Source organism: Streptomyces sp. GS7, assembly GCF_009834125.1.
Lineage (GTDB): Bacteria > Actinomycetota > Actinomycetes > Streptomycetales > Streptomycetaceae > Streptomyces.
Genome location: NZ_CP047146.1, coordinates 5,973,920 through 5,995,033, shown reverse-complemented (window position 1 = coordinate 5,995,033; position 21,114 = coordinate 5,973,920). Strand labels below are relative to the sequence as shown.

Sequence of the window (21,114 nt, the reverse complement as noted above, 5' to 3'; positions counted from 1 at the left end):
TTCCTGCGCGTTGCGTGTGGTCATCGTTCGCTGCTCCCCCTCAGCGCGACCAGGTCCGCCAGTTCCGCGTCGGTGAGTTCGGTCAGTGCGGCCTCGCCGGAGCCCAGTACGGCGTCCGCCAACCGCTGCTTACGGGAGAGCATGTCGGCGATCCGGTCCTCGATCGTGCCCTCCGTGACGATCCGGTGGACCTGCACCGGCTGGGTCTGCCCGATCCGGTACGCGCGGTCCGTGGCCTGCGCCTCGACGGCCGGGTTCCACCAGCGGTCGAAGTGCACCACATGCGCCGCCCGGGTCAGGTTCAGGCCCGTACCGGCCGCCTTCAGCGACAGCAGGAACACCGGGACCGAGCCGTCCTGGAAGCGCCGCACCATCTCCTCCCGCCGGGCCACCGGCGTCCCGCCGTGCAGCAGTTGGGCGGTGACGCCGCGCGCCGCCAGATGCGCCGCCAGCAGCCGCGCCATCTGCACGTACTGGGTGAAGACCAGCACGCTCGCCCCCTCGGCGAGGATGGTGTCCAGGAGTTCGTCCAGCAGCTCCACCTTCCCCGACCGCCCGGCGAACCGCACCGTGCCGGCATCCGACGGGCCGTTCCGCTCCGTCGCGTACGGCTCCCTCTCGTACGGCTCGCCCTCGTACGGCTCCTTCACGTACTGCGCGGGGTGGTTGCAGATCTGCTTGAGCGAGGTCAGCAGCCTGACCACCAGGCCCCGACGGGCGAACCCGTCCGTCCCGGAGATCTCGCTCAGCCCCTCGCGCACCACCGCCTCGTACAGCCCGGCCTGCTCCTTCGTCAGGGCCACCACCCGGTCGGTCTCCGTCTTGGGAGGCAGCTCCGGCGCGATCCCCGGATCGGACTTGCGGCGGCGCAGCAGGAACGGCCGTACCAGCCGGGCCAGTTGCTCCGCCGCCGCACCCGCTTCGGGGGACGCCGCGCCGCCCTCGACGACCCGCGCGTAGCGCCTGCGGAACCGCCCCAGCGGCCCCAGCAGTCCGGGCGTCGTCCAGTCCAGTACGGCCCACAGCTCGGACAGGTCGTTCTCCACGGGCGTGCCGGTGAGTGCCACCCTGGCCCCGGCGGGGATGGTGCGCAGTGCCCGGGCGGTCGCGGAGAAGGGGTTCTTGATGTGCTGCGCCTCGTCGGCGACGACCAGCCCCCAGCCCGCCTCGGCCAGCTTCCCGGCATCCAGCCGCATCGTGCCGTACGTGGTGAGGACGAACTCGCCGTCCGCGGGCTCCCCCAGACTGCGCCGCCCGCCATGGAACCGGCGCACCGGCGTACCGGGCGCGAACCTCTCGACCTCCCGCTGCCAGTTGCCCATCAGGGAGGTGGGGCAGACGACCAGGGTGGGGCCGGCGGATGCCGGGTCGGTCTGCCGGTGCAGATGGAGGGCGATCAGGGTGACGGTCTTCCCCAGGCCCATGTCGTCGGCCAGACAGCAGCCGAGGCCGAGCGAGGTCATCCGGTGCAGCCAGCCGAGCCCGCGCAGCTGGTAGTCGCGCAGGGTGGCGGCGAGCGCGGCCGGCTGCTCCACGGGGGCGGCGTCCGCACGCTCCGGATCGGCGAGCCGGTCGCGGAGCTGGGCCAGCATGCCGGACGCGCGCACCTCCACCCGGTGGCCGTCGCCGTCCGCGACGCTGCCGGTGAGCGCGGCGCCGAGCGCGTCGAGCGGGGTGACCTTGCGGTCCCGCCGGTCCCGGGCGGCACGCACCGCCGCCGGATCGATCAGCACCCACCGGTCGCGCAGCCGCACCAACGGCCGGCCGGCCTCGGCGATCCGGTCCAGCTCGGCCCGGTCGATCTCCTGGCCGCCGATCGCGAACCGCCAGCTGAACGAGAGCAGCGCGCCGGCGGACAGCAGGGACGGCATACCGGATCCGGCCCCGCCGGAATCACGACCGTTCCCGTCCCTGTCCCCGTCCCCGTTCCCGTTCCTGTCCCTTGCCTCCGACTCGTCTCCTCCCCGGATCCCGGGGCGGGGGCTGTCGTCCGCCGCCGTCCGGTGCTCGTAGCCATGGGCGGTGCGGTACGCGGCGGTGGTCGCCCCCGTCCCGGTCGCGCCCCTCGCCTCGGGGGGTCCCACGACGGCCTGCGTGGTCAGCGTGCGCGCCAGCTCCTTCGGCCAGTGGACCGGCACTCCGGCGGCGGCCAGCGCGCCGGACGCCGGGCCCAGCAGTTCCGCGATCTCCTCGTCGGCGAGTTCCAGCGCATCGGGGACGGCCGCGGACAGCAGCGGTGCCAGCGGAGCCCACACGTGGGCCGCACGGCGCAGTGTGAGCAGGGTGTCCATCCGGGCCCGCGGCCCGAACGCCTGCCCCGTCGGCGTCCTGCCGGCCCAGACCTCGGCGGCATCCGCGCACAGCGCGGGGTCGGTCGCGCTGTGGAGCTGGAGGACGGCGCTGAAGGTGACGTCCGGCGCGGCCGGCCGGCCCAACTCGCCCGGCCCGCAGGGCGCAGCGGGCTCGTGCGGCCCGCGGAGCCCGTCGCGGCCCGACGGCTCGTCCCGCGCGCCCCGCACCTCGACCCGCAGGGAGATCCGCACGCCCGCGTCGTGTCCGGCGGCGACATCCGCGGCCCAGGCGCGCTGCTCCGGGATGTGCTGTGGGGCGGCCGCGGCGAAGGCCGTTCCACCGGCCGCCAGTACGGCCGCGGGAGTACGGGGCAGACCGTCGGCGACCGCGTCCAGGAAGGCCCGGAGATGGCCCTCGGGCTCCGGCAGCGCCACCGGGTCGGTGCCGGGGAGCGGGGTGGCGTGCGCGTGCGGCGGCATCGCGGCGGCGAGGTCGCGCAGCCGCCGGATGTCGTCCGGGTCGAGCGGGCCCAGCCGCCAGGCGTCGTGGCCGGCGGGGCTCAGACCGGGCAGCAGCCGGCCGCGGGCGGCGATCTGGAGCGCGAGTACGGAGGCCGCGCCCCAGAAGGCGGCTGCCGGTTGGGCGCCGCTCGCGGTACGGGCACGGGTGAGGACCGGCAGCGCGGCGGCGACCGGCAGCACCAGGGCCGGTACGGCGCACACGGCGATCGCGGCGCCCGTGCCGCCGTTCCCCGTGCGGCCCGCCCCGGCGCCGCCGGAACCGTCCGCCGAGGCCGCCGGCAGCGCGACGGGTATCTCCTCCGCCGCCGGCCCGCTCTCGCCGGGGGCCTTGTCGCCCCGCGTGCCGCCGTGGTACGTGTCCCGGGGTGCGGCGCCCGAAGTGCCCATGACGGGGTCGCCATCGGGGCGCCAGAAGGCGATCCGGCCGAGCCGGGGTGGATCGGACGGCAGGAAGACCGCCGCACAGCGGGAGAGGTCGGAGAGCAGATCAGGGGTGACCGTGGTGAGGGAAGCCACTGGGGAAGCCACTGGAACCGAGAACTCCTCAAGTTTGACTAGTTGGCCTTGAGCCGCCCGAGGGTACAGGAGGAACGGCCGCGGCATGGAACCCGCGGCGTGAAAAGGGCGTTCAATGGAATACACAGAGCGCGGCATGCGCCGCGGAAGGGGCGTGAAGGATGTCCACACAGGCGAAGGTCGCGATCGGCGGCGTCGTGGTGGGAGTGATCCTGCTGTCGCTGCTGCCCTTCTGGGCGGCCGTATTGGTCATGGTCGGCATCCCGGCCATCGCGTATCTGACGCTCGACCCCTCCCAGCGGCGCCGGCTGCGCCACGCCGGCCGCAAGCAGATCGACCGCTGACCTCACGGACCTCGTCGTACGCCGGGGGTCCGGGGCCGCGGACGCCCCGCGGCCGTGCGGAGCCGCCCCGCGCCGCCGCGGCAGCCGGGGGTCGGAACCGCTGCACCGAGGGCCACCGACCGCGGCCCTGCGAGGCGGTTTCGGCGCCGCCCCGCGGCGAGCGTCAGACGGGGCGCGCCGCCAGCGTGTCCAACGACGCGAGCAGACCGGGCAGTTCGGGCCCCCGGCCCACCGGGTGCACCTCGCCGGGCTCGTCGTCCAGTAGCACGAACGCGATGTCGTCGGTGCGGGCGACCAGGCTCCAGCCCGGCCCGTCGACCCGCAGTGTACGGGCCTCGCCCGCCGCGAACGACGACCGCACCCGTCCGGGCGGCGGCGGCTCGGAGAGGTAGCCGCGGGCCTCTTCCAGGACCCGCCGCACGCCCTTGTGCGACTGCTCACCCGGCTCGGCGAAGGTGACGTCCTCGTCGTCGACCTGCGCGCGCCACGCCGCCCACTGGAGTGCGATCTCGTCCGCGCCCAGCCGCCGCTGCGCCGGGCCCCACTCCGCGGCGTCCGGCGGCGTGAGCGTCGCCGGGCCGCCTTCCTGCGGTTCCGGGTCATGCGGCTGCGGCACCCCGGGTGCGGACACGGCGAGGGGGAGCGGCCAGCCGGGCAGCGCCGCGACGAGGCTGTCCTCCGTGGGCGACAGGTCGTACTCCATGCCGCAGTCCCAGGCCGCGATCGCGCAGGCCACCAGCGTCACGTCCTCCGTGGCCACCGTCCAGCGCGCGCCGGCGCCGTCCTGGCCGAGGACCAGCCCGTAGCCCTCCGCGTACGGTTCGAGACCGAGGCCCGCGCACACTTCCGGGTAGTCGTCGCCGAGCACGCTCGGGAACTGCGCGGGCGTCAGCAGCACCGCCGTCAGCACGAACAACTCGTCGCCCGACGGGTCGCTGTCGGCGCTCTCGGTCGTCGGCACGCGGGCCTCCCCATCCATTCCGATCCGCACTACGTCGGCGCACCCTAATTGGCTTGGTCCGGCCTTGTCACCAGCCGTACGCTGCGCCGATGTGTTTCTACAGCAGGCGGGTGCACTTCGTGTGCCTGGAGTGCCGCGCCGCGTACAAGAAGACGGCGGGCTCGCGGGAAGTCGACCGCTGCCCGCAGTGCCGCGGGGAGTTGATCGACGCGGGCGCCGATCTGGCCGTCCCCAAGCGGCGGGATACCGCGGGCTGGCGGGCGCTGGAGGCGGTGCTGCGCGCCGGGCTGACCTTCCACGGCGGCTGCTGCGGTACGGGCCCCGGCTACCGTCCGCGCACCCCGCGTGAGGTCCGGGACCGGCTGGTGCTCGCGGCCCGCACCGGCATGCCGGTCGCGGCGGCGCTGGCCGTCGCGGACCCCACGCTGATCGACCGCCATGGTGCCGCCGCGCGCCCCCGAGGGGGCGCCGGCACGTCCCGTCAGGACACCGGCAGTCCGAGCAGTTCGTAGGCGACCTCCCGGGGCGACTGCGCACGCTCCCGCGCCAGTGCGATCACCGCCCGGCAGGCCAGCTCGTTGACGCCGAAGGCCAGGGCCTCGGGCGACACCCACGCCGCCGCCTGCGCGGCGCACTCCTCGTCCTCCTCGGCGGCTGCCGCCACGTAGCAGGCCGCGGCCTCGAAGAGATTGTGCGGGCGGCCCGCGAGAGGGTGCCCGCGCCCCGCTCCCGGCCGTCTGCCGCTGTGGAACACCCCGACGATCTCGCGTATGAATCCGGTCATCCCGACTCCCGATCCGGCGCCCGTACCGTCGTTGAAGTGTGCCCGCAGCGCCTAATGTTGGAACTTCGGCTGACGAAGGGACGGACAGCAGGTGCGGCGTTACGACTGGCTCGAAGAGATCCGGCGGCTCGATCCGGAGCGGGACTTCCTGCGGATCTACCGGATCACCGCCACCTACGAGTTCCCCTGGGACCTCACCAGGGCCCTGGAACTGGCCCTCTACCGCACCTACGCGGTACCGAGCATCGGCCGACTGCTCGCCGAGACCGCGGAACTGACGGACCGTACGCAGAAGCGCTACGACGACACCGCCCTCCTCCTGGACGCCGTCCTGGAGCACGGTTTCGACGGCGACGAGGGCCGCACCGCGCTCCGCCGCATCAACCAGATGCACCGCAGCTACGACATCAGCAACGACGATATGCGCTATGTGCTGTGCACCTTCGTGGTGGTGCCGATCCGCTGGATCGACCGGTACGGCTGGCGGCGGCTGAGCGAGCACGAGAAGCGCGCCATAGCGGCGTACTACCGCACCCTCGGGCGCCACATGGGGATCACCGAAATCCCGCAGACCCACCAGGACTTCGCTCGCTGCCTCGACGCCTACGAGAAAGCGCACTTCGGCTGGGATCCCGGCGCCCGCCGGGTGTCGGACGCCACCCTGGACCTGATGGCGGGCTGGTACGGACCGCTCGCACCGGTGGTGCGCGGTGCGAGCATGGCTCTCCTGGACGACACGCTGCTGGACGCCTTCCGCTACGACCGGCCCAGGCCCGCGGTCCGGAAGGCGGTACGCGGCGCCCTCAAGCTGCGCGCCCGGGCCGTGCGGCTGCTGCCGCCCCGCCGCACCCCGCACTACGCCCGCCAGAACCCGGAGATCAAGGGCTATCCGAACGGCTTCCGGGTGGCCGAGCTGGGGACGTTCCCCGCCGCGCGCCCGATGGGCGGCTGCCCCGTTCCCCATGAGGAGGACCCGGCGGCATCGTGAGGGACGGCGTGTGCCAGGGGGCTCACCCCCGGCGGACCGCCAGCGCCAGGTAGCGGGAGTCCTCGTCCACATACCGGACCAGGTCCCAGCCGCTGCCGGCCAGGAGGGGCCGCAGGTTCGGCTCCGCCCGGAGGTCGCCGGGCGTGAGCGGGCGGCCCTTGCGCGCCGCGAGGGCCGCCCGGCCGACGGGGTGGAAGAGGGCCAGCCGGCCACCGGGGCGGACGACCCTGGCCAGTTCGGACAGTCCGCCCGCGCAGTCGGGCAGATGGGAGATCAGCCCCGCGGCGAACACGGCGTCCAGGGCGGCGCCGCGGAGCGGGAGCCGGGTCACATCGCCGAGCAGCAGGGCCCCGTGGGCGCCGCGTCCGGCCCGTACGGCGGCGTGCAGCATCTCCGGGGTGAGGTCCGCGCCCAGCACCGTTCCGCGCGCTCCCACGGCCTCTCTGAGGGCCGGCAGGGCGCGTCCCGTGCCGCAGCCGGCGTCCAGGACGTGATCGCCTCTCCGGAGCGACAGTTCGGCGACGCCCGCCGCGTAGGCGGGGCCGTCATCCGGGAACTTGGCGTCCCAACTCGCGGCGCGCGGCGCGAAGAACGCGCGGACCTCGTGCGGCCGGTCGGCGTGGTGGTCGGTCATCGGGTTCCTTCGGGGGCTGCGGGACGGGGGTTGGCCAACGGGGCGGTGGCGGCGTACAGGGCGCCCGCGACGAGCAGGGCGACCACGACGCCGAGGTTCATGGCGCCCAGGGTGCCGTGTGCGGCGCTGTCGGTGAGCAGATAGCCCACCACCCGGGCGATGTGCGGATCCGCGGACGTGATCAGGCCGAGCCCGACGGCGGTGGCGACGGCCAGGGAGAGCACCGCCGGCCATCCCACGGCGGGTACGGCGGCCAGAGCGAAGCCGGTCCGGCGGCGGCGCCACTGCTCGACCAGGAAGACCGCCGTCCAGCCGGCCATCGCCACCCCGATGATGGACAGGAACGCCTGGAACGTGGCGAAGAAACCGGGCGAGACGAACAGCACGTACCAGCCACCCGCCGCCATCAGCACACCGTCCACCAGCACCGCGAGATGCCGGCGGACGGGGATGCCGAGGGCCAGCATCGCCATTCCCGAGCTGTAGATGTCCATGATCGCCCCGGAGGCGAAGCCCCCGATGGCCGTCAGCAGATACGGCACCAGGAACCAGGTCGGCAGCTCGGCGGCCAGCGCGCCCACGGGGTCGGCGGCCGCCGCCCGCGCGAGCGCGGGGTCACCGGCGTTCAGCAGCACCCCGAAGACCAGCAGCACCACAGGGGCCAGCACCCCGCCCAGCGTCGTCCAGCCGGCGATCGCCCGGCCGCTGCTCCTTCGGGGCAGGTAACGGCTGTAGTCGGCACCGCAGTTGACCCACCCCAGCCCCAGGAGCGTCATCGCGAAGACCACGCCCCCGATGGCGGTGCCGAGATCGGCCGGCGGGCCGTGCACGAGGGCGGACGGGTGGACACGGCCGGCCATCAGCGCCATGTAGACCACCGTCGTGATGGTGATCGCGCCGGTCACATAGGTCTGCACCTTCATGATCAGCGCATGCCCGTAGATCCCGACGACGACCACGGAGACGGCGGTCACGGCGAAGCACAGGGCCTGGGCCCCGGTGGTCGGGGACCGCCCGTCGGGTTGGGCGAAGACCTCGGGCGAGACACGCGCCAGGATGGCGGCTCCGCCCAGCGAGGAGAGCGCGACCAGTACGGTCTCCCAGCCGACGTTCGAGACATAACTGAACAAGGTGGGCAGCTTGTTGCCCTGTCGCCCGAAGGAGGCCCGCCCGATGGCCATCGTGGGCGCCCCCGTACGCGCCCCGGCGATCGAGACCACGCCGACGAGGACGAACGACAGCACGTAGCCGATGACTCCGGTGGCCACCGCCTGCCAGGGGTTGAGCCCGAGGCCCATGAGGTAGCTCCCGTAGGCGATGGACAGCAGGGACAGCCCGGACGCGGCCCACGGCCAGAACAGGGACCGGGGCGTGCCGTGCCGCTCGGCCTCCGGAACCGGGTCGATGCCGTTGCGCTCCACGGTGCCCGCCGTGGTGTGCCCGCCCGCGGGCGGGCCGTGCCGCCGCTCCGACTGCTGCTGCGTCATGGGCTCATGTTCCCCCATGGGCACCGGCCGCAGGGGAACGGGTGTGCGGTAATCGGCTTGGCCGGAGACCATCTTGACCAGAGCCTTTGACAGCTTTCGTGAATTCGAGGACATCCCGATCAGCGGGCGGTACGGTCCTCGCCATGGATTTCGGACGGCGCTCCGTGCCGCCGTCGGCTCCCCCTGCCGAGCCATGGATCCGCACGCCCCGCGATGCGCGGGACCCGCACCCTGAAGGAGACGGCCGATGAACGCCGCACAAGGGGCCCCGGAAGGCGCAGCCCTGGACCCCGACCCCGAATTGTCGCTGAAAATCTTAGTCGCGGGCGGATTCGGGGCGGGCAAGACCACCCTGGTCGGCTCGGTCAGTGAGATCCGGCCGCTGCGCACCGAGGAACGCCTCAGTGAGGCGGGTCAATCCGTGGACGACACCGGGGGAGTGGACGGCAAGACGAGTACCACCGTGGCGATGGACTTCGGCCGCATCACCATCAGGGACGGCCTCGCCCTGTACCTCTTCGGCACTCCTGGGCAGGACCGGTTCTGGTTCCTGTGGGACGACCTGTCGGAGGGCGCCCTGGGGGCCGTGGTGCTGGCCGACACCCGCCGGCTGCAGGACTGCTTCCCGGCCGTCGACTACTTCGAGCGCCGCGCGATACCGTTCCTCGTGGCCGTCAACTGCTTTGCGGAGGGCCGGTCCTACGGTGCCGACGAGGTCTCCCACGCCCTGGACCTGGACCGCGGCACCCCCGTCGTCCTCTGTGACGCGAGGGACCGCGACTCGGGCAAGGAGGTGCTGGTCCGTCTCGTCGAGCACGCCGGGCGGCTGCGCTCCGCCCGGCAGCTGGATTCCGTGGGCTGACCCACGGCGGGGCGGCGCGGGCACCGGCTGAACCGCGCCGTCCCCGCCCGTCAGCTCGCGAGATCGGCGACCGCGACCACCTTGTCGATCCTGACCCGGACCACCAGTTCGCCCGGCACGCCGTTGCGGGCGCCGTACTCCCGTGCGCGCTCCTCGCCCACATAGCGGGCCGCGATCCGGGTCGCCCAGTGCCGCACGTCCGCGAGATCCTCGCTGAGTTCCGCCGTCCCGTGCACGACGACGAACGCGAACGGCGGCCGTTCGTCGTCGACGCAGAGCGCCACCCTGCCATCGCGGGCGAGGTTGCGACCCTTGACCGACTTCCTGCCGGTGTTGAACACCAACTCGTCACCGACCATGAGGAACGACACCGGAGCGACGTGCGGGCTCCCGTCGGCCCGTACAGTCGACAGCTTTCCGGTACGGGTGCCCTCGGAAAGGAACGCCCGCCACTCGTCCTCGGTCATCTTCCGCGCCATGCCGACATCCTGGCCGCCGGCACGGTCCCCGCGGTACTTGGCGCGCCGGGCGTAGTGCCGCTTGCCGAGACGGCAGACCTGGGACAGGCTGGCACGGCAGTCTGCGGACGGACCGCGAACTGCCGTCCGGCCGCGCGTGCGGACGGGGATACGGGGAGGAACCGGCATGGCATTGAGCAGCGGACTCGACTGGCTGCTGGACGACCTGACCAAACGGGTGGAGAAGGTGCGGCACGCGTTGGTGCTCTCCAACGACGGGCTGGTGACCGGCGTGAGCCAGGGGCTGGAGCGGGAGGACGCCGAGCATCTCGCGGCGGTGGCCTCGGGGCTGCACAGTCTGGCGAAGGGGTCGGCACTCCACTTCCGTATCGGACGGGTACGCCAGACCATGATCGAGTTCGACGACGGGGTGCTGTTCGTGACGGCGGCGGGGGACGGCAGCTGCCTGTGTGTGCTGGCCGGAGCCGACGCCGACATGGGCCAGATCGCGTACGAAATGACGCTGTTGGTCAATCGCGTGGGGGAGCACCTGGGCGTCGCGGCCCGCCGGCCGGAGACTTATCCACAGGCTTGAGGCGGGCGTTGACTCGGTGTCGTCAACCGCGGCACAGTCGTCACTGTCAGTGATGGACCGAGTTGCGGGGGAAGCAACATGACAGTGATGTGCGATGGGCGGCAGACGCTCGCGATGGGGCGGGCGGCCCGGGAACTGGAGCTGCGGAGCGGCGAGTTCGAGCTCGCCACCCAGCTCGGGCAGGTACGGACGGTCCCGGCCGGGCCGGCGGACCGGCCGGGTCGTGCCGGGCCGCCGGCGCGGCGCCGGGTCCCGGCGGAGGAGATCGCCCGGCTGCAGGCCGAGCCGGGCTTCCCGGAGGCGCTGCGCGAACGCCTCCGCACCCTCACCACGAACGAGGCCGCGACGCTGATGGGCATCGGCCCCGGCCGGGCCCTGCGGCTGACCCGCGCCGGCTGCGTGAGTCCCGTCCGGTTCTACGTGAACCGCTTCGGCGCCGTGGTCTGGCTCTATCTCGCCACGGAGATCGCGGAGTTCGCGGAGCGCCAGCCGGAGCTGATGCAGGGCAGCACCCCGGCCGCGATGCGGGTGATGCTCAACAACGGGCAGGACTGGCGGGCTCGGGAATGGCGCAGCCGCCGGGTCGCCCAGCTCATGCGCCAGACCGACGACCCCTGGGCCTCGGCCGCGGTGATCGCCGCCGTACTCCCTCCGGAAGAACTGGCCTCGGTCGCCCAGGACCCGCTGGAGCGCACGCTGCTCCGCAGGCTGCGCCCGGCACTCGCCTCCATGATCACGGCGACCTCCGCGGCCCGTGAAGCCTTCGAACGGGTCCTGACGGCCGAGGAGTTCGACGAGGTGATGTGGTACCGCGTCAGCCTCTCCCGGTCCCTCGAAGAGGCCCGCCGGGACGACCCCGGACGACCAAGGACACCGACCGCCCCAACCACCACCGCCCGCCGCCCGCTTCAGCCGCCCAGCTTGCGGAACAGCCCCTCCGGGGATGGTCGGACACTTCCTACAGTGCCCTAAACAATCCCTCCTGGACGACGGAGACGAGCAGCCTGCCCTCGCGGTCGTAGATCCGTCCGCGGGCCAGGCCGCGGCCGCCGGTGGCGATCGGGGACTCCTGGTCGTAGAGGAACCACTCGTCCGCGCGGAAGGGGCGGTGGAACCACATGGCGTGGTCGAGGGAGGCCATGTCGAAGCCGCGCGGGCCCCAGAGGGGCTCGATCGGGATCCGGACCGCGTCCAGCAGGGTCATGTCGCTGGCGTAGGTCAGCGCGCAGGTGTGCACGAGTGGATCGTCACCCAGCGGTCCGACCGCGCGCATCCAGACGGCGCTGCGCGGCTCCGCGCCCTCGATCTCGTCCGGCGTCCAGCGCAGCCGGTCGACGTACCGGATGTCGAACGGCTGCCGGCGCGCCATCCGCTCCAGCGACTCGGGCAGACCGCCCAGGTGCTCGCGGACCTCTTCCGCGACGTTCGGCAGATCGTCCGGGTCGGGTACGGCCCGGCGCATCGGCAGTTGGTGTTCGAAGCCGGGTTCCGGCTTGTGGAAGGAGGCGGTCAGATTGAAGATCGTGCGTCCCTGCTGGACGGCGACGACCCGGCGGGTGGTGAAGGACCGCCCGTCGCGAACCCGCTCGACCTGGTACACGATCGGCACCCCGGGCCGGCCGGGGCGCAGGAAGTACGCGTGCAGCGAGTGGACCGGGCGGTCCCCTTCGGCGGTCCGCCCGGCAGCCACCAGCGCCTGGCCTGCGACCTGCCCGCCGAAGACCCGCTGGAGGCTCTCCTGGGGGCTGCGGCCCCGGAAGATGTTCACCTCGATCTGTTCGAGGTCCAGCAGATCGACCAGCTTCTCGGCCGGATTCGTCGTCACCGGTGGTCCTCCGTCATCTCCTTCGGCGGCCTCGGGCGAAGCCGTCGCCTCACAACTGCCCCACATCCGTGACCCTCACCACCGCGCGCCCCTCCTCGTCGGAGGCGGCCAGGTCCACCTCGGCGGAGACGCCCCAGTCGTGATCGCCGTTCGGGTCGGCGAACGTCTGCCGCACCTTCCACAGCCCGTGTTGGGCATCCTCCTCGATCTGCAGGAGCTTGGGGCCGCGCGCGTCCGGGCCGGTGCCCAGCTCGTCGTACTCGTCCCAGTAGGCGTCCATGGCCTCGCCCCAGGCGTCCGCGTCCCACCCGGACTCCGCATCCATCTCGCCGAGTTCCTCGACCTTGTCCAGTGCCGCCAGCTCCACCCGCCGGAACATCGCATTGCGGACGAGGACGCGGAACGCCCGCGCGTTGGCCGTGACCGGCCGGACCTGGTCGGCGCGCTCGGCCGCCTCGTCCGCGGTCTCCTCCTCCGGATTGGCGAGCTGCTCCCATTCGTCCAGCAGACTGGAGTCGACCTGCCGGACCATCTCGCCCAGCCAGGCGACGATGTCCTGGAAGTCCTCCGACTTCAGATCGTCCGGCACGGTGTGGTCCAGGGCCTTGAAGGCGCTCGCCAGGTAGCGCAGGACGATGCCCTCGGTGCGCGCCAGCTCGTAGAAGGAGGTGAACTCCGTGAAGGTCATGGCGCGTTCGTACATATCGCGGATGACCGACTTCGGCGACAGCGGGTGGTCGCCGACCCACGGGTGGCTCTTGCGGTAGAGGCCGTAGGCGTGCGACAGCAGCTCGTCGAGCGGCTTGGGGTACTCGACGTCCATGAGGCGCTCCATGCGCTCCTCGTACTCGACGCCGTCGGCCTTCATCTGGGCGACCGCCTCGCCCCGCGCCTTGTTCTGCTGGGCGGCCAGGATCTGCCGGGGGTCGTCGAGAGTGGACTCCACGACCGAGACCATGTCCAGGGCGTACGACGGCGACTCGGGGTCGAGCAGGTCGAACGCGGCCAGTGCGAACGTCGACAGCGGCTGGTTGAGCGCGAAGTCCTGCTGGAGGTCGACGGTGAGCCGGACGATCCGGCCCTCCGCGTCCGGCTCCGGGAGCCGCTCCACGATCCCGCCGTCCACGAGGGAGCGGTAGATCGCGATCGCGCGGCGGATGTGCCGCAGCTGGTTCCGCCGCGGCTCGTGGTTGTCCTCCAGGAGCCGGCGCATCGCCTCGAAGGCGTTGCCCGGCCGGGCGATCACCGACAGCAGCATCGCGTGCGTCACACGGAAGCGCGAGGTCAGCGGCTCGGGATCGGACGCGATGAGCTTCTCGAAGGTGTTCTCGCCCCAGTTGACGAAGCCCTCCGGCGCCTTCTTGCGGACGACCTTGCGGCGCTTCTTCGGATCGTCGCCCGCCTTCGCCAGCGCCTTCTCGTTCTCCACGACATGCTCGGGAGCCTGCGCCACCACAAAGCCCGCCGTGTCGAAACCCGCCCGGCCGGCGCGGCCCGCGATCTGGTGGAACTCGCGGGCCCGCAGCGTCCGCACCCGCGTCCCGTCGTACTTGGTCAGCGCGGTGAACAGCACCGTACGGATGGGGACATTGACCCCGACGCCGAGCGTGTCGGTACCGCAGATGACCTTCAGCAGCCCTGCCTGGGCCAGCTTCTCGACGAGCCGGCGGTACTTCGGCAGCATGCCGGCGTGGTGCACGCCGATGCCGTGCCGGACGTACCGCGACAGGTTGCGCCCGAACTTGGTGGTGAAGCGAAAGTTCCCGATGAGCTTGGCGATCTCGTCCTTCTCGGCGCGGGTGCACATGTTGATGCTCATCAGCGCCTGCGCTCGCTCCACGGCGGCGGCCTGGGTGAAGTGCACGATGTAGACCGGCGACTGGCGGGTCTCCAGCAGTTCGGTCAGCGTCTCCGTCAGCGCCGTCGTGCGGTACTCGTACGACAGCGGAACGGGCCGGGTCGCGGAGCGCACCACCGACGTCGGCTTGCCGGTGCGCCGGGTCAGGTCCTCCTCGAACCGCGACATGTCGCCGAGCGTCGCCGACATCAGGATGAACTGCGCCTGCGGCAGCTCCAGCAGCGGAATCTGCCAGGCCCAGCCGCGGTCCGGCTCGGCGTAGAAATGGAACTCGTCCATCACGACCTGGCCGATGTCGGCGTGCTTGCCGTCACGCAGCGCTATCGAGGCGAGCACCTCGGCGGTGCAGCAGATGACCGGCGCATCCGCGTTGACCGACGCGTCACCGGTGAGCATGCCGACGTTCTCGGTGCCGAAGAGCTTGCAGAGGTCGAAGAACTTCTCCGAGACCAGCGCCTTGATGGGCGCGGTGTAGAACGTGACCTGGTCGTTGGCGAGAGCGGTGAAGTGCGCGCCGGCCGCCACCAGGCTCTTTCCGGAGCCGGTGGGGGTGGACAGGATGACGTTCGCCCCCGAGACCACTTCGATCAGCGCCTCCTCCTGGGCAGGGTAGAGCGCGATGCCCTGCTGCTCGGCCCAGCCCGAAAAGGCTTCGAAGAGGGCATCGGGGTCGGCGTCGTTCGGCAGATGATCGATGAGGGTCACGCCCCCATACTGCCTGCCTTCGGCCCGGATCCGGGAACCGGTGCTCCGGATGGAGATCAACTGGAGATCGACGGCCGGTGGAGATACCCCATCCGCGGGTGCCCGCGCCGTGCCGGGCCCGCCGCCGGACCGTGGTATCGGCCCGGCGGTCCTGACCTGCGGGGACGGCATACGGCGGGCGCCCCGCGGGGACAGTCCGGCGCTGCGGGGATGCGGGGCCGGTGCGCTGGTCTGCGGAGACTTCCGCGCAAGGTCTTCACATTCCGTACGCGGCCGTGTGCGGAATGCCGTCGCCGTCGCGGTGCCCGGTGGCACGTCGGGCGGGCCGGCTCCCCGGTACCCCCGTTCCTCGTGGAGAGATCATTTGACGCTACGCTGAGTATCCGACCGGGCGTCAGATATGCGGTGGAAACGCAACGCGAAGGCAACGCGTCGTGCGCCGACGTCAGAAGCGCAGAGCAAGGGGTGGAGAACGACCATGATGGGACCGGCGCACTCGCTGTCGGGGGCCGCGGCCTGGCTGGGGGTGGGAGCGGCGGCCTATGGGGCCGGGTATCCGATGCCCTGGCCGGTGCTGGTCAGCGGCGCCCTGATCTGTGCCGGGGCGGCGCTCGCGCCGGATCTCGACCACAAGGCCGCCACCATCTCGCGGGCCTTCGGGCCGCTGTCGCGGGGGCTGTGCGAGGTGGTCGACACCCTGTCGCACGCGGTGTACAAGGCGACGAAGATGCGCGGGGACGCGCACCGTTCGGGCGGGCACCGGACGCTCACCCACACCTGGCTCTGGGCCGTGCTGGTCGGTGGCGGTATGTCACTGCTGGCGACGGAGGGCGGGCGCTGGGCGGTGCTCGGGATCCTCTTCGTCCATATGGTGCTCGCCATCGAAGGGCTGCTGTGGCGGGCGGCGCGGGTCTCCAGTGACGTGCTGGTCTGGCTGCTGGGTGCCGCGACGGCGTGGATACTGGCCGGGATCCTCGACGAGCCGGGCAACGGTGCGAACTGGCTGTTCGCGGAGCCGGGGCAGGAATACCTGTGGCTCGGGTTGCCGATCATGCTCGGTGCGCTGGTGCACGACATCGGCGATGCGCTGACCGTTTCGGGCTGCCCGATCCTGTGGCCCATCCCGGTGGGCCGTAAGCGCTGGTACCCGCTGGGTACGCCCAAGCCGATGCGCTTCCGGGCCGGGAGCTGGGTGGAGCTGAAGGTGCTGATGCCGGGCTTCATGCTGCTGGGCGGCATCGGGGCGCTGGGCGCGCTCGGTTACATCTAACCGAGGGGGCTCCCAGCGGACAGGGGTGGGGCGCCCCCAACTCCATACTCCTCCCGCCCCGTCTGCGGGTGGCCCGGAGACCGCTGCGGCCCGTGCGCCCCGCCCGTGCTCCTCCGCCTCCGGGCCTCGCCGGTTCATCGGCCGGTCCGGTGCGCTCCGGGGTGACGGGCCGGCCGGTGGGCCTCAGCCGTGCCAGGACTTCCAGAGTGCGGCGTACGCCCCGTCGGCGGTGACCAGTTCCTGGTGACTGCCCAGTTCGCTGATGCGGCCGTTCTCGACGACGGCGATGACATCGGCGTCATGGGCGGTGTGCAGGCGGTGGGCGATGGCCACGACCGTGCGGCCGCGCAGGACCTTGCCCAGCGAGCGTTCCAGGTGGCGGGCCGCCCGCGGGTCCAGCAGCGAGGTCGCCTCGTCCAGGACCAGGGTGTGCGGGTCGGCCAGGACCAGGCGGGCCAGCGCGATGTGCTGAGCCTGGGCCGGAGTCAGGCTCTGGCCGCCGGAACCGACCTCGGTGTCCAGTCCGTTGGGGAGGGCGCCGGCCCAGCCGTCCGCGTCGACCGCGCCCAGCGCCGCCCAGAGTTCGGCGTCGGCCGCGCCGGTGCGGGCCAGCAGGAGGTTGTCGCGCAGCGTTCCGACGAAGACATGGTGCTCCTGATTGACCAGGGCGACGTGTTCGCGGACGCGTTCGGCGGGCATCGCGGAGAGTTCGGCGCCGCCCAGGGACACCGTGCCGGCGCGCGGGCCGTAGATGCCGGCCAGCAGCCGACCCAGGGTGGACTTGCCGGCGCCGGACGGGCCGACCAGTGCCACCGTGCTTCCCGGGCGGACGTTCAGTGAGACCTGGTGCAGCACGTCGACGCCCGCGCGGTAGCCGAAGCTGACGTCGTCGGCGCACACGCCCCGGCCGTCGGGGGAGAGCGTCGCGTCGGCCGTCTCCGGCTCGATCTCGCGGACGCCGACGAGGCGGGCGATGGACACCTGGGCCACCTGGAGTTCGTCGTACCAGCGCAGGATCAGGTTGACCGGCTCCCGCAGCATCTGTGCGAGGAGCGCGCCGGTCGTCAGCTGGCCGGGGGTGATCCAGCCGTGGAGGACGAAGACCCCGCCGAGCAGCAGCACCGAGCAGAGGATCAGCAGGTGGGCGACGTTGATGACGGGGAAGAGGACGGAGCGTAGTGAGAGGGTGTAGCGCTCCCACTGGGTCCACTCGCGGATCCGGTGCTCGGAAAGGGCGATCCGGCGGCGGCCCATGCGGTGCGCCTCGATGGTGCGCCCGGCGTCCACGGACTCGGTGAGGACCGCGGACACCGCGGCGTAACCGGCGGCCTCGGAGCGGTAGGCGCCGGGTGCGCGCCGGAAGTACCAGCGGCAGCCGATGAGCAGCACCGGCAGCGCGATGACGACGGACAGCGCGAGCGGCGGGGCGGTGAAGGTGAGCCCGCCGAGCAGCAGGCCCGCCCAGACGACGGCGATGGACAGTTCCGGTACGGCCTCGCGCATCGCCTCGGCGAGCCGGTCGATGTCCGTGGTGATCCGGGAGAGCAGGTCGCCGGTTCCGGCCCGCTCCAGGACACCCGGCGGCAGTGCCACCGACCGGACGAGGAAGTCCTCGCGCAGATCGGCCAGCATCTGCTCGCCGAGCATCGCCCCGCGCAGCCGCACCATGCGGACGAAGACGGTCTGGGCGATCAGGGCGAGGGCGAACAGGGCGAGCGTGCGGCCCAGTTGGATGTCTCCGCCGCGGCCGGCGGACAGGTCCTCGACCAGTCCGCCGAGGAGGTAGGGGCCGACCATCGAGGCGATGACCGCCGCCGCGTTGACGGTGACGAGGATCGTGAAGGCGCGGCGGTGACGGCGGATCAGGGCGGCGACGTAGGAGCGTACGGTCGCCGGTGAGCCGACGGGCAGCGTGGTGGCGGTCTGCGGGGTGTCGGGATCGTGCTCCGGCGGTGCCAGGCCGATCATGCGGTCTCCTCGTGGTGGTCGGGCCGGTCCGGTTCGCGGGTGACGACCGCGCGGTAGCCGGGTTGGGTGCGCAGGAGTTCGCGGTGGGTGGCCGCACCCGTGACCTTGCCGTCCTGGAGGAACACCACCTGATCGGCGCGGTCCAGCACGAGCGGGCTGGAGGTGAGGACGAGGGTCGTACGGCCCGCCCTGATCTTCCGCAGCCCGTCGGCGATGCGCGCTTCGGTGTGCGAGTCGACGGCGCTGGTCGGCTCGTCGAGCACCAGTACTTGCGGGTCGGTGACCAGTGAGCGGGCCAGGGCCAGGCGCTGCCGCTGCCCGCCGGAGAGGGACCGGCCGCGTTCGGTGACGTGGGTGCGCATCGGGTCGCCGGAGTCGTCGGCGGATGCCTGGGCCAGGGAGGCCAGCACATCGCGGCATTCGGCCGCGGCCAGCGCCTCGGCCGTGGTCACCCGGCCGGATGCCGGGACGTCGAGGAGGTCGGCGAGCGTGCCGGAGAGCAGCACCGGGTCCTTGTCCTGGACGAGTACGGCGGTGCGGGCGGTGTCGCGCGGGATGTCGTCCAGCGGGGTGCCGCCGAGGACGACGGAGAGCGGACGGCCGGCGGATTTCCTCCCGGGCTCGGCGCCGTCGCCGCCGTCCTCGCCCTCGTCCCGGTGCGGGGGGTGGCCGCCCAGGCGCTCGGCGAGCCGGCCCGCCGCGTCGGGGTCGCCGCAGACCACGGCGGTCAGCCGGCCGGCCGCGGCGGTCAGTCCGCTGACCGGGTCGTGCAGATCGCCGGACGGTGGTTCCGGTGCGGTGAGCCGGCCGTCGAGCGGCCGGCTCAGGGCCAGTACGCGTGCCGTGCGCGCCGCCGCCGGACGGGAGAAGGAGTAGGACATGGAGATCTCTTCGAAGTGGCGGAGGGGGTAGAGCAGGAAGGCCACCGCGCTGTAGATCGTGACCAGTTCGCCGACGGCGATCCGGCCGTCCCGGGCGAGCCCGACGCCGTACCAGACCACCGCGATCAGCAGCACCCCGGGGAGCAGGACCTGGACGGCCGAGATCAGCGACCACATCCGGGCGCTGCGGACGGCGGCGCTGCGCACCTCCTGGGAGGCGCTGCGGTAGCGCCCGAGGAACAGCTCCTCGCCGCCGATGCCGCGCAGGACGCGCAGTCCGGCGACCGTGTCGGAGGCGAGTTCGGTGGCCCGGCCGGCCTTCTCCCGTTGGTCGTCGGCGCGCCGGGTGGCGGCCGGCAGCAGCGGCAGCGCGGCCAGCGCCAGGGCGGGCACGCCCAGGGCCACCACGAGGCCCAGTTCCGGTTGGTAGACGACCAGGGCGAGGCAGACGCCGACCGTGGTCACGGCCGCCGCGCAGAACCGGGAGAGGACCTCGACGAACCAGCCGATCCGCTCCAGGTCGCCGGTGCTGACGGCGGCGACCTCACCGGCCGCCACCCGCCGGGTCATCGCCCCGCCCAGTTCCGTCGTCTTGCGGGCGAGCAACTGCTGCATCCGGGCGACCGTGACGATCCAGTTGGTCACCGCCGCCCGGTGCAGCATGATGTCGCCGAGCGCGACCAGTACGCCCAGCAGCGCCAGCAGGCCGCCCGCCAGGGCGAGTCGGGATCCGTCACGATCCACCGCGGCCTGTACGGCGAGCCCCACCGGGAGCGGGAACGCGGCCACCGCGCTCATGTGCACAAGACCCCAGAAGAGCCCTTTGGCCTGCCCGCCGAGCTGCCGTCTGCACAGCCACAGCAGGAATCTGCCACCCGTACGGACGTCCGGGACGCCGGGGTCGGGATGCGGGAGATCGCGAATACGCATGATGTCCAAAGGAGTTGTCGCGGCAGGCGGGGTGAGCCGAGCGTGCTCGGCGGGCCGGGGCGGAGGGGCGGCGGTCGTGGGCAAGGGGGCGGCGGGGGCCGTCCCGGGCAGGGCGAAATGCCCCTCTCGCACGTCTCGGCCATCTCGACGTGGACGGAGGTAAGGGAAGGTTCGCCCGTCGCGTGGGCCGCTTTCAAACGGTTTTTCCGCAGCGGGGCGGTAAAGCCGATGAATCGGCGGTGATGTGCACAACGCCGGTGCTGAAGGACCGTCAGTGCGGCGGTGGCACCATGGGGCCATGCGGACAGCGGCGGGTGCGATACGGGCGGTGGCGGCGGCCGCCGCGGGACTGGTCCTTGTGGCGGGCTGTGGGGGCGGCGGTGCACACGGCAGCGGCCGCGGGGGCGCGGAGGGCGCCAAGGGGGGCGGCGGAGCGCGGGCGGGCGAGCGGCCCGGCGGGCCGCCGGCCGCCACTCACCTCGCGGACATCCCGGACGTCGGCCCCGCGCTGCGGTCGCGGATCCCGGGCGGCGCGCGTCAGGTCGTGGCGGTCTACGGCAAGGGAGCCGACTCCCCTGACGCCACCGTCGTGCTGTACGACAAGGGCGTCAAGGGATGGGACCGCAAGGGGAGTTGGCCCGCGCACAACGGGCGCCGCGGTTGGACGGCGGACCATCACGAGGGCGATCAGCGCAGCCCCTTCGGGGTGTTCTCGCTGACCGATGCCGGGGGAGTGCTCGCCGATCCGGGCGCCAGGCTGCCCTATACGCGATCGGCGGCGTTCACCCCGCCGTCGTACTGGTCCGAGAACACCCGCCATGACTTCGACTACGTGGTGGCGATCAACTACAACCGGGTGCCGGGGACGTCCCCGCTGGACCCGACCCGCCCCCTGGGGCAGTCCAAGGGCGGCGGGGTGTGGCTGCACCTGGATCACGGGACCGGGACCTCGGCCTGTGTGACCGTGGCGAAGTCCGCGATGGCGGCGCTGCTGCGGGCTCTCGACCCGGCCCGGCACCCCGTCGTGGTGATGGGGGACCGGGGTCACCTTTCGTCCTGAAAGGGAAGTGGCCGGGCGCCGGTGAGCGGTCTGCGGACGGCGTGCGGAGCCAGCTCTTGGATCAAGCTCCAAGATTTTCCCGGAAGTTACATCGGCCTCTTTCGTGGTGAACGACAAGCGGCAATAGTGACGGACCGCGGAAGTCCGATTCCGCATCACAGAATCCGTCCATGGA

General features: G+C 72.5%; 18 protein-coding genes. 8 read left to right on the top strand and 10 right to left on the bottom strand.

Annotated elements, in window-relative coordinates; translation table 11 throughout:
* Nucleotides 1–20: 20 nt before the first annotated feature.
* A complete protein-coding gene (locus GR130_RS26130) occupies nt 21–3,329 on the bottom strand; it encodes a DEAD/DEAH box helicase (RefSeq protein ID WP_236574024.1) in 3,309 nt (1,102 codons plus the stop codon).
* Between the two features lie 161 nt (nt 3,330–3,490).
* Here GR130_RS26130 and GR130_RS26125 point away from each other — a divergent pair, with 161 nt between their 5' ends.
* Nucleotides 3,491–3,673, top strand: coding sequence for a hypothetical protein (locus GR130_RS26125; protein WP_159506979.1), 183 nt, complete (start codon nt 3,491–3,493; stop codon nt 3,671–3,673).
* 163 nt (nt 3,674–3,836) lie between these two features.
* Here GR130_RS26125 and GR130_RS26120 read toward each other — a convergent pair whose 3' ends face one another.
* Nucleotides 3,837–4,634, bottom strand: a complete 798-nt coding sequence (locus tag GR130_RS26120; protein WP_201305002.1) for a hypothetical protein — start codon at nt 4,632–4,634, stop codon at nt 3,837–3,839.
* An 89-nt stretch (nt 4,635–4,723) separates the two neighbouring features.
* Between GR130_RS26120 and GR130_RS26115 the strand changes: the two genes are divergently transcribed.
* Nucleotides 4,724–5,146 (top strand): hypothetical protein, encoded by a 423-nt coding sequence (locus GR130_RS26115; protein ID WP_201305001.1) that lies wholly within the window; start codon nt 4,724–4,726, stop codon nt 5,144–5,146.
* Here the strand turns inward: GR130_RS26115 and GR130_RS26110 are convergent.
* Nucleotides 5,116–5,418, bottom strand: a complete 303-nt coding sequence (locus GR130_RS26110) for a hypothetical protein (RefSeq protein WP_159506978.1) — start codon at nt 5,416–5,418, stop codon at nt 5,116–5,118. The genes GR130_RS26115 and GR130_RS26110 overlap by 31 nt on opposite strands.
* 91 nt (nt 5,419–5,509) lie before the next feature.
* Between GR130_RS26110 and GR130_RS26105 the strand changes: the two genes are divergently transcribed.
* Nucleotides 5,510–6,406 (top strand): oxygenase MpaB family protein, encoded by an 897-nt coding sequence (locus GR130_RS26105; RefSeq protein WP_159506977.1) that lies wholly within the window; start codon nt 5,510–5,512, stop codon nt 6,404–6,406.
* Nucleotides 6,407–6,428: 22 nt separating this feature from the next.
* On the opposite strand, the gene GR130_RS26100 is transcribed toward GR130_RS26105, so the two are convergent.
* Nucleotides 6,429–7,040, bottom strand: coding sequence for a class I SAM-dependent methyltransferase (locus tag GR130_RS26100; RefSeq protein WP_159506976.1), 612 nt, complete (start codon nt 7,038–7,040; stop codon nt 6,429–6,431).
* Nucleotides 7,037–8,527 carry a purine-cytosine permease family protein gene (locus GR130_RS26095; protein WP_159506975.1) on the bottom strand — a complete coding sequence of 497 codons (1,491 nt, stop codon included), beginning with the start codon at nt 8,525–8,527 and terminating at the stop codon, nt 7,037–7,039. Before GR130_RS26095 ends, GR130_RS26100 begins: the two co-directional genes overlap by 4 nt.
* 247 nt (nt 8,528–8,774) lie before the next feature.
* On the opposite strand from GR130_RS26095, the gene GR130_RS26090 reads away from it, so the two are divergent.
* Nucleotides 8,775–9,389: a GTP-binding protein gene (locus tag GR130_RS26090; protein WP_159506974.1), complete on the top strand. Its 615-nt coding sequence runs from the start codon at nt 8,775–8,777 to the stop codon at nt 9,387–9,389.
* 50 nt (nt 9,390–9,439) lie between these two features.
* Here the strand turns inward: GR130_RS26090 and GR130_RS26085 are convergent, their stop codons facing one another.
* On the bottom strand, nt 9,440–9,868 hold the full coding sequence (locus tag GR130_RS26085; protein ID WP_159506973.1) for a PPOX class F420-dependent oxidoreductase: 429 nt from the start codon (nt 9,866–9,868) through the stop codon (nt 9,440–9,442).
* Between the two features lie 166 nt (nt 9,869–10,034).
* On the opposite strand from GR130_RS26085, the gene GR130_RS26080 reads away from it, so the two are divergent.
* Together GR130_RS26080 and GR130_RS26075 are read left to right on the top strand one after the other, a co-directional pair.
* The gene (locus GR130_RS26080; RefSeq protein ID WP_159506972.1) at nt 10,035–10,442 is read left to right on the top strand and encodes a roadblock/LC7 domain-containing protein; all 408 of its coding nucleotides are present in this window, start codon (nt 10,035–10,037) and stop codon (nt 10,440–10,442) included.
* Between the two features lie 78 nt (nt 10,443–10,520).
* Nucleotides 10,521–11,414 carry a DUF6397 family protein gene (locus tag GR130_RS26075; protein ID WP_236573496.1) on the top strand — a complete coding sequence of 298 codons (894 nt, stop codon included), beginning with the start codon at nt 10,521–10,523 and terminating at the stop codon, nt 11,412–11,414.
* Here the strand turns inward: GR130_RS26075 and GR130_RS26070 are convergent.
* Nucleotides 11,401–12,267, bottom strand: coding sequence for an acyl-CoA thioesterase (locus tag GR130_RS26070; protein ID WP_159506971.1), 867 nt, complete (start codon nt 12,265–12,267; stop codon nt 11,401–11,403). The genes GR130_RS26075 and GR130_RS26070 overlap by 14 nt on opposite strands.
* 49 nt (nt 12,268–12,316) lie before the next feature.
* A complete protein-coding gene (locus GR130_RS26065) occupies nt 12,317–14,830 on the bottom strand; it encodes a DEAD/DEAH box helicase (RefSeq protein ID WP_159506970.1) in 2,514 nt (837 codons plus the stop codon).
* 478 nt (nt 14,831–15,308) lie between these two features.
* Here GR130_RS26065 and GR130_RS26060 point away from each other — a divergent pair, with 478 nt between their 5' ends.
* Entirely contained in the window at nt 15,309–16,100 is a 792-nt protein-coding gene (locus tag GR130_RS26060) for a metal-dependent hydrolase (protein ID WP_159506969.1), read from the top strand.
* 183 nt (nt 16,101–16,283) lie between these two features.
* Here the strand turns inward: GR130_RS26060 and GR130_RS26055 are convergent, their stop codons facing one another.
* Both GR130_RS26055 and GR130_RS26050 read right to left on the bottom strand, forming a co-directional pair.
* Nucleotides 16,284–18,068: an ABC transporter ATP-binding protein gene (locus GR130_RS26055; RefSeq protein WP_159506968.1), complete on the bottom strand. Its 1,785-nt coding sequence runs from the start codon at nt 18,066–18,068 to the stop codon at nt 16,284–16,286.
* Nucleotides 18,065–19,879: an ABC transporter transmembrane domain-containing protein gene (locus GR130_RS26050; RefSeq protein WP_159506967.1), complete on the bottom strand. Its 1,815-nt coding sequence runs from the start codon at nt 19,877–19,879 to the stop codon at nt 18,065–18,067. The genes GR130_RS26055 and GR130_RS26050 overlap by 4 nt, the downstream gene beginning before the upstream one ends.
* Before the next feature lie 298 nt (nt 19,880–20,177).
* Between GR130_RS26050 and GR130_RS26045 the strand changes: the two genes are divergently transcribed.
* Nucleotides 20,178–20,939: a hypothetical protein gene (locus GR130_RS26045; protein ID WP_159506966.1), complete on the top strand. Its 762-nt coding sequence runs from the start codon at nt 20,178–20,180 to the stop codon at nt 20,937–20,939.
* The last annotated feature ends 175 nt before the right edge of the window (nt 20,940–21,114 follow it).

Excerpts from the sequence above, each read along its gene's own strand:
- GR130_RS26125 (WP_159506979.1), top strand. The coding sequence starts at position 3,491 with ATGTCCACACAGGCGAAGGTCGCGATCGGCGGCGTCGTGGTGGGAGTG.
- GR130_RS26115 (WP_201305001.1), top strand. The coding sequence starts at position 4,724 with ATGTGTTTCTACAGCAGGCGGGTGCACTTCGTGTGCCTGGAGTGCCGC.
- GR130_RS26110 (WP_159506978.1), bottom strand. The coding sequence starts at position 5,418 with ATGACCGGATTCATACGCGAGATCGTCGGGGTGTTCCACAGCGGCAGA.
- GR130_RS26100 (WP_159506976.1), bottom strand. The coding sequence starts at position 7,040 with ATGACCGACCACCACGCCGACCGGCCGCACGAGGTCCGCGCGTTCTTC.
- GR130_RS26095 (WP_159506975.1), bottom strand. The coding sequence starts at position 8,527 with ATGACGCAGCAGCAGTCGGAGCGGCGGCACGGCCCGCCCGCGGGCGGG.
- GR130_RS26090 (WP_159506974.1), top strand. The coding sequence starts at position 8,775 with ATGAACGCCGCACAAGGGGCCCCGGAAGGCGCAGCCCTGGACCCCGAC.
- GR130_RS26085 (WP_159506973.1), bottom strand. The coding sequence starts at position 9,868 with ATGGCGCGGAAGATGACCGAGGACGAGTGGCGGGCGTTCCTTTCCGAG.
- GR130_RS26080 (WP_159506972.1), top strand. The coding sequence starts at position 10,035 with ATGGCATTGAGCAGCGGACTCGACTGGCTGCTGGACGACCTGACCAAA.
- GR130_RS26075 (WP_236573496.1), top strand. The coding sequence starts at position 10,521 with ATGACAGTGATGTGCGATGGGCGGCAGACGCTCGCGATGGGGCGGGCG.
- GR130_RS26060 (WP_159506969.1), top strand. The coding sequence starts at position 15,309 with ATGATGGGACCGGCGCACTCGCTGTCGGGGGCCGCGGCCTGGCTGGGG.
- GR130_RS26055 (WP_159506968.1), bottom strand. The coding sequence starts at position 18,068 with ATGATCGGCCTGGCACCGCCGGAGCACGATCCCGACACCCCGCAGACC.
- GR130_RS26050 (WP_159506967.1), bottom strand. The coding sequence starts at position 19,879 with ATGCGTATTCGCGATCTCCCGCATCCCGACCCCGGCGTCCCGGACGTC.
- GR130_RS26045 (WP_159506966.1), top strand. The coding sequence starts at position 20,178 with ATGCGGACAGCGGCGGGTGCGATACGGGCGGTGGCGGCGGCCGCCGCG.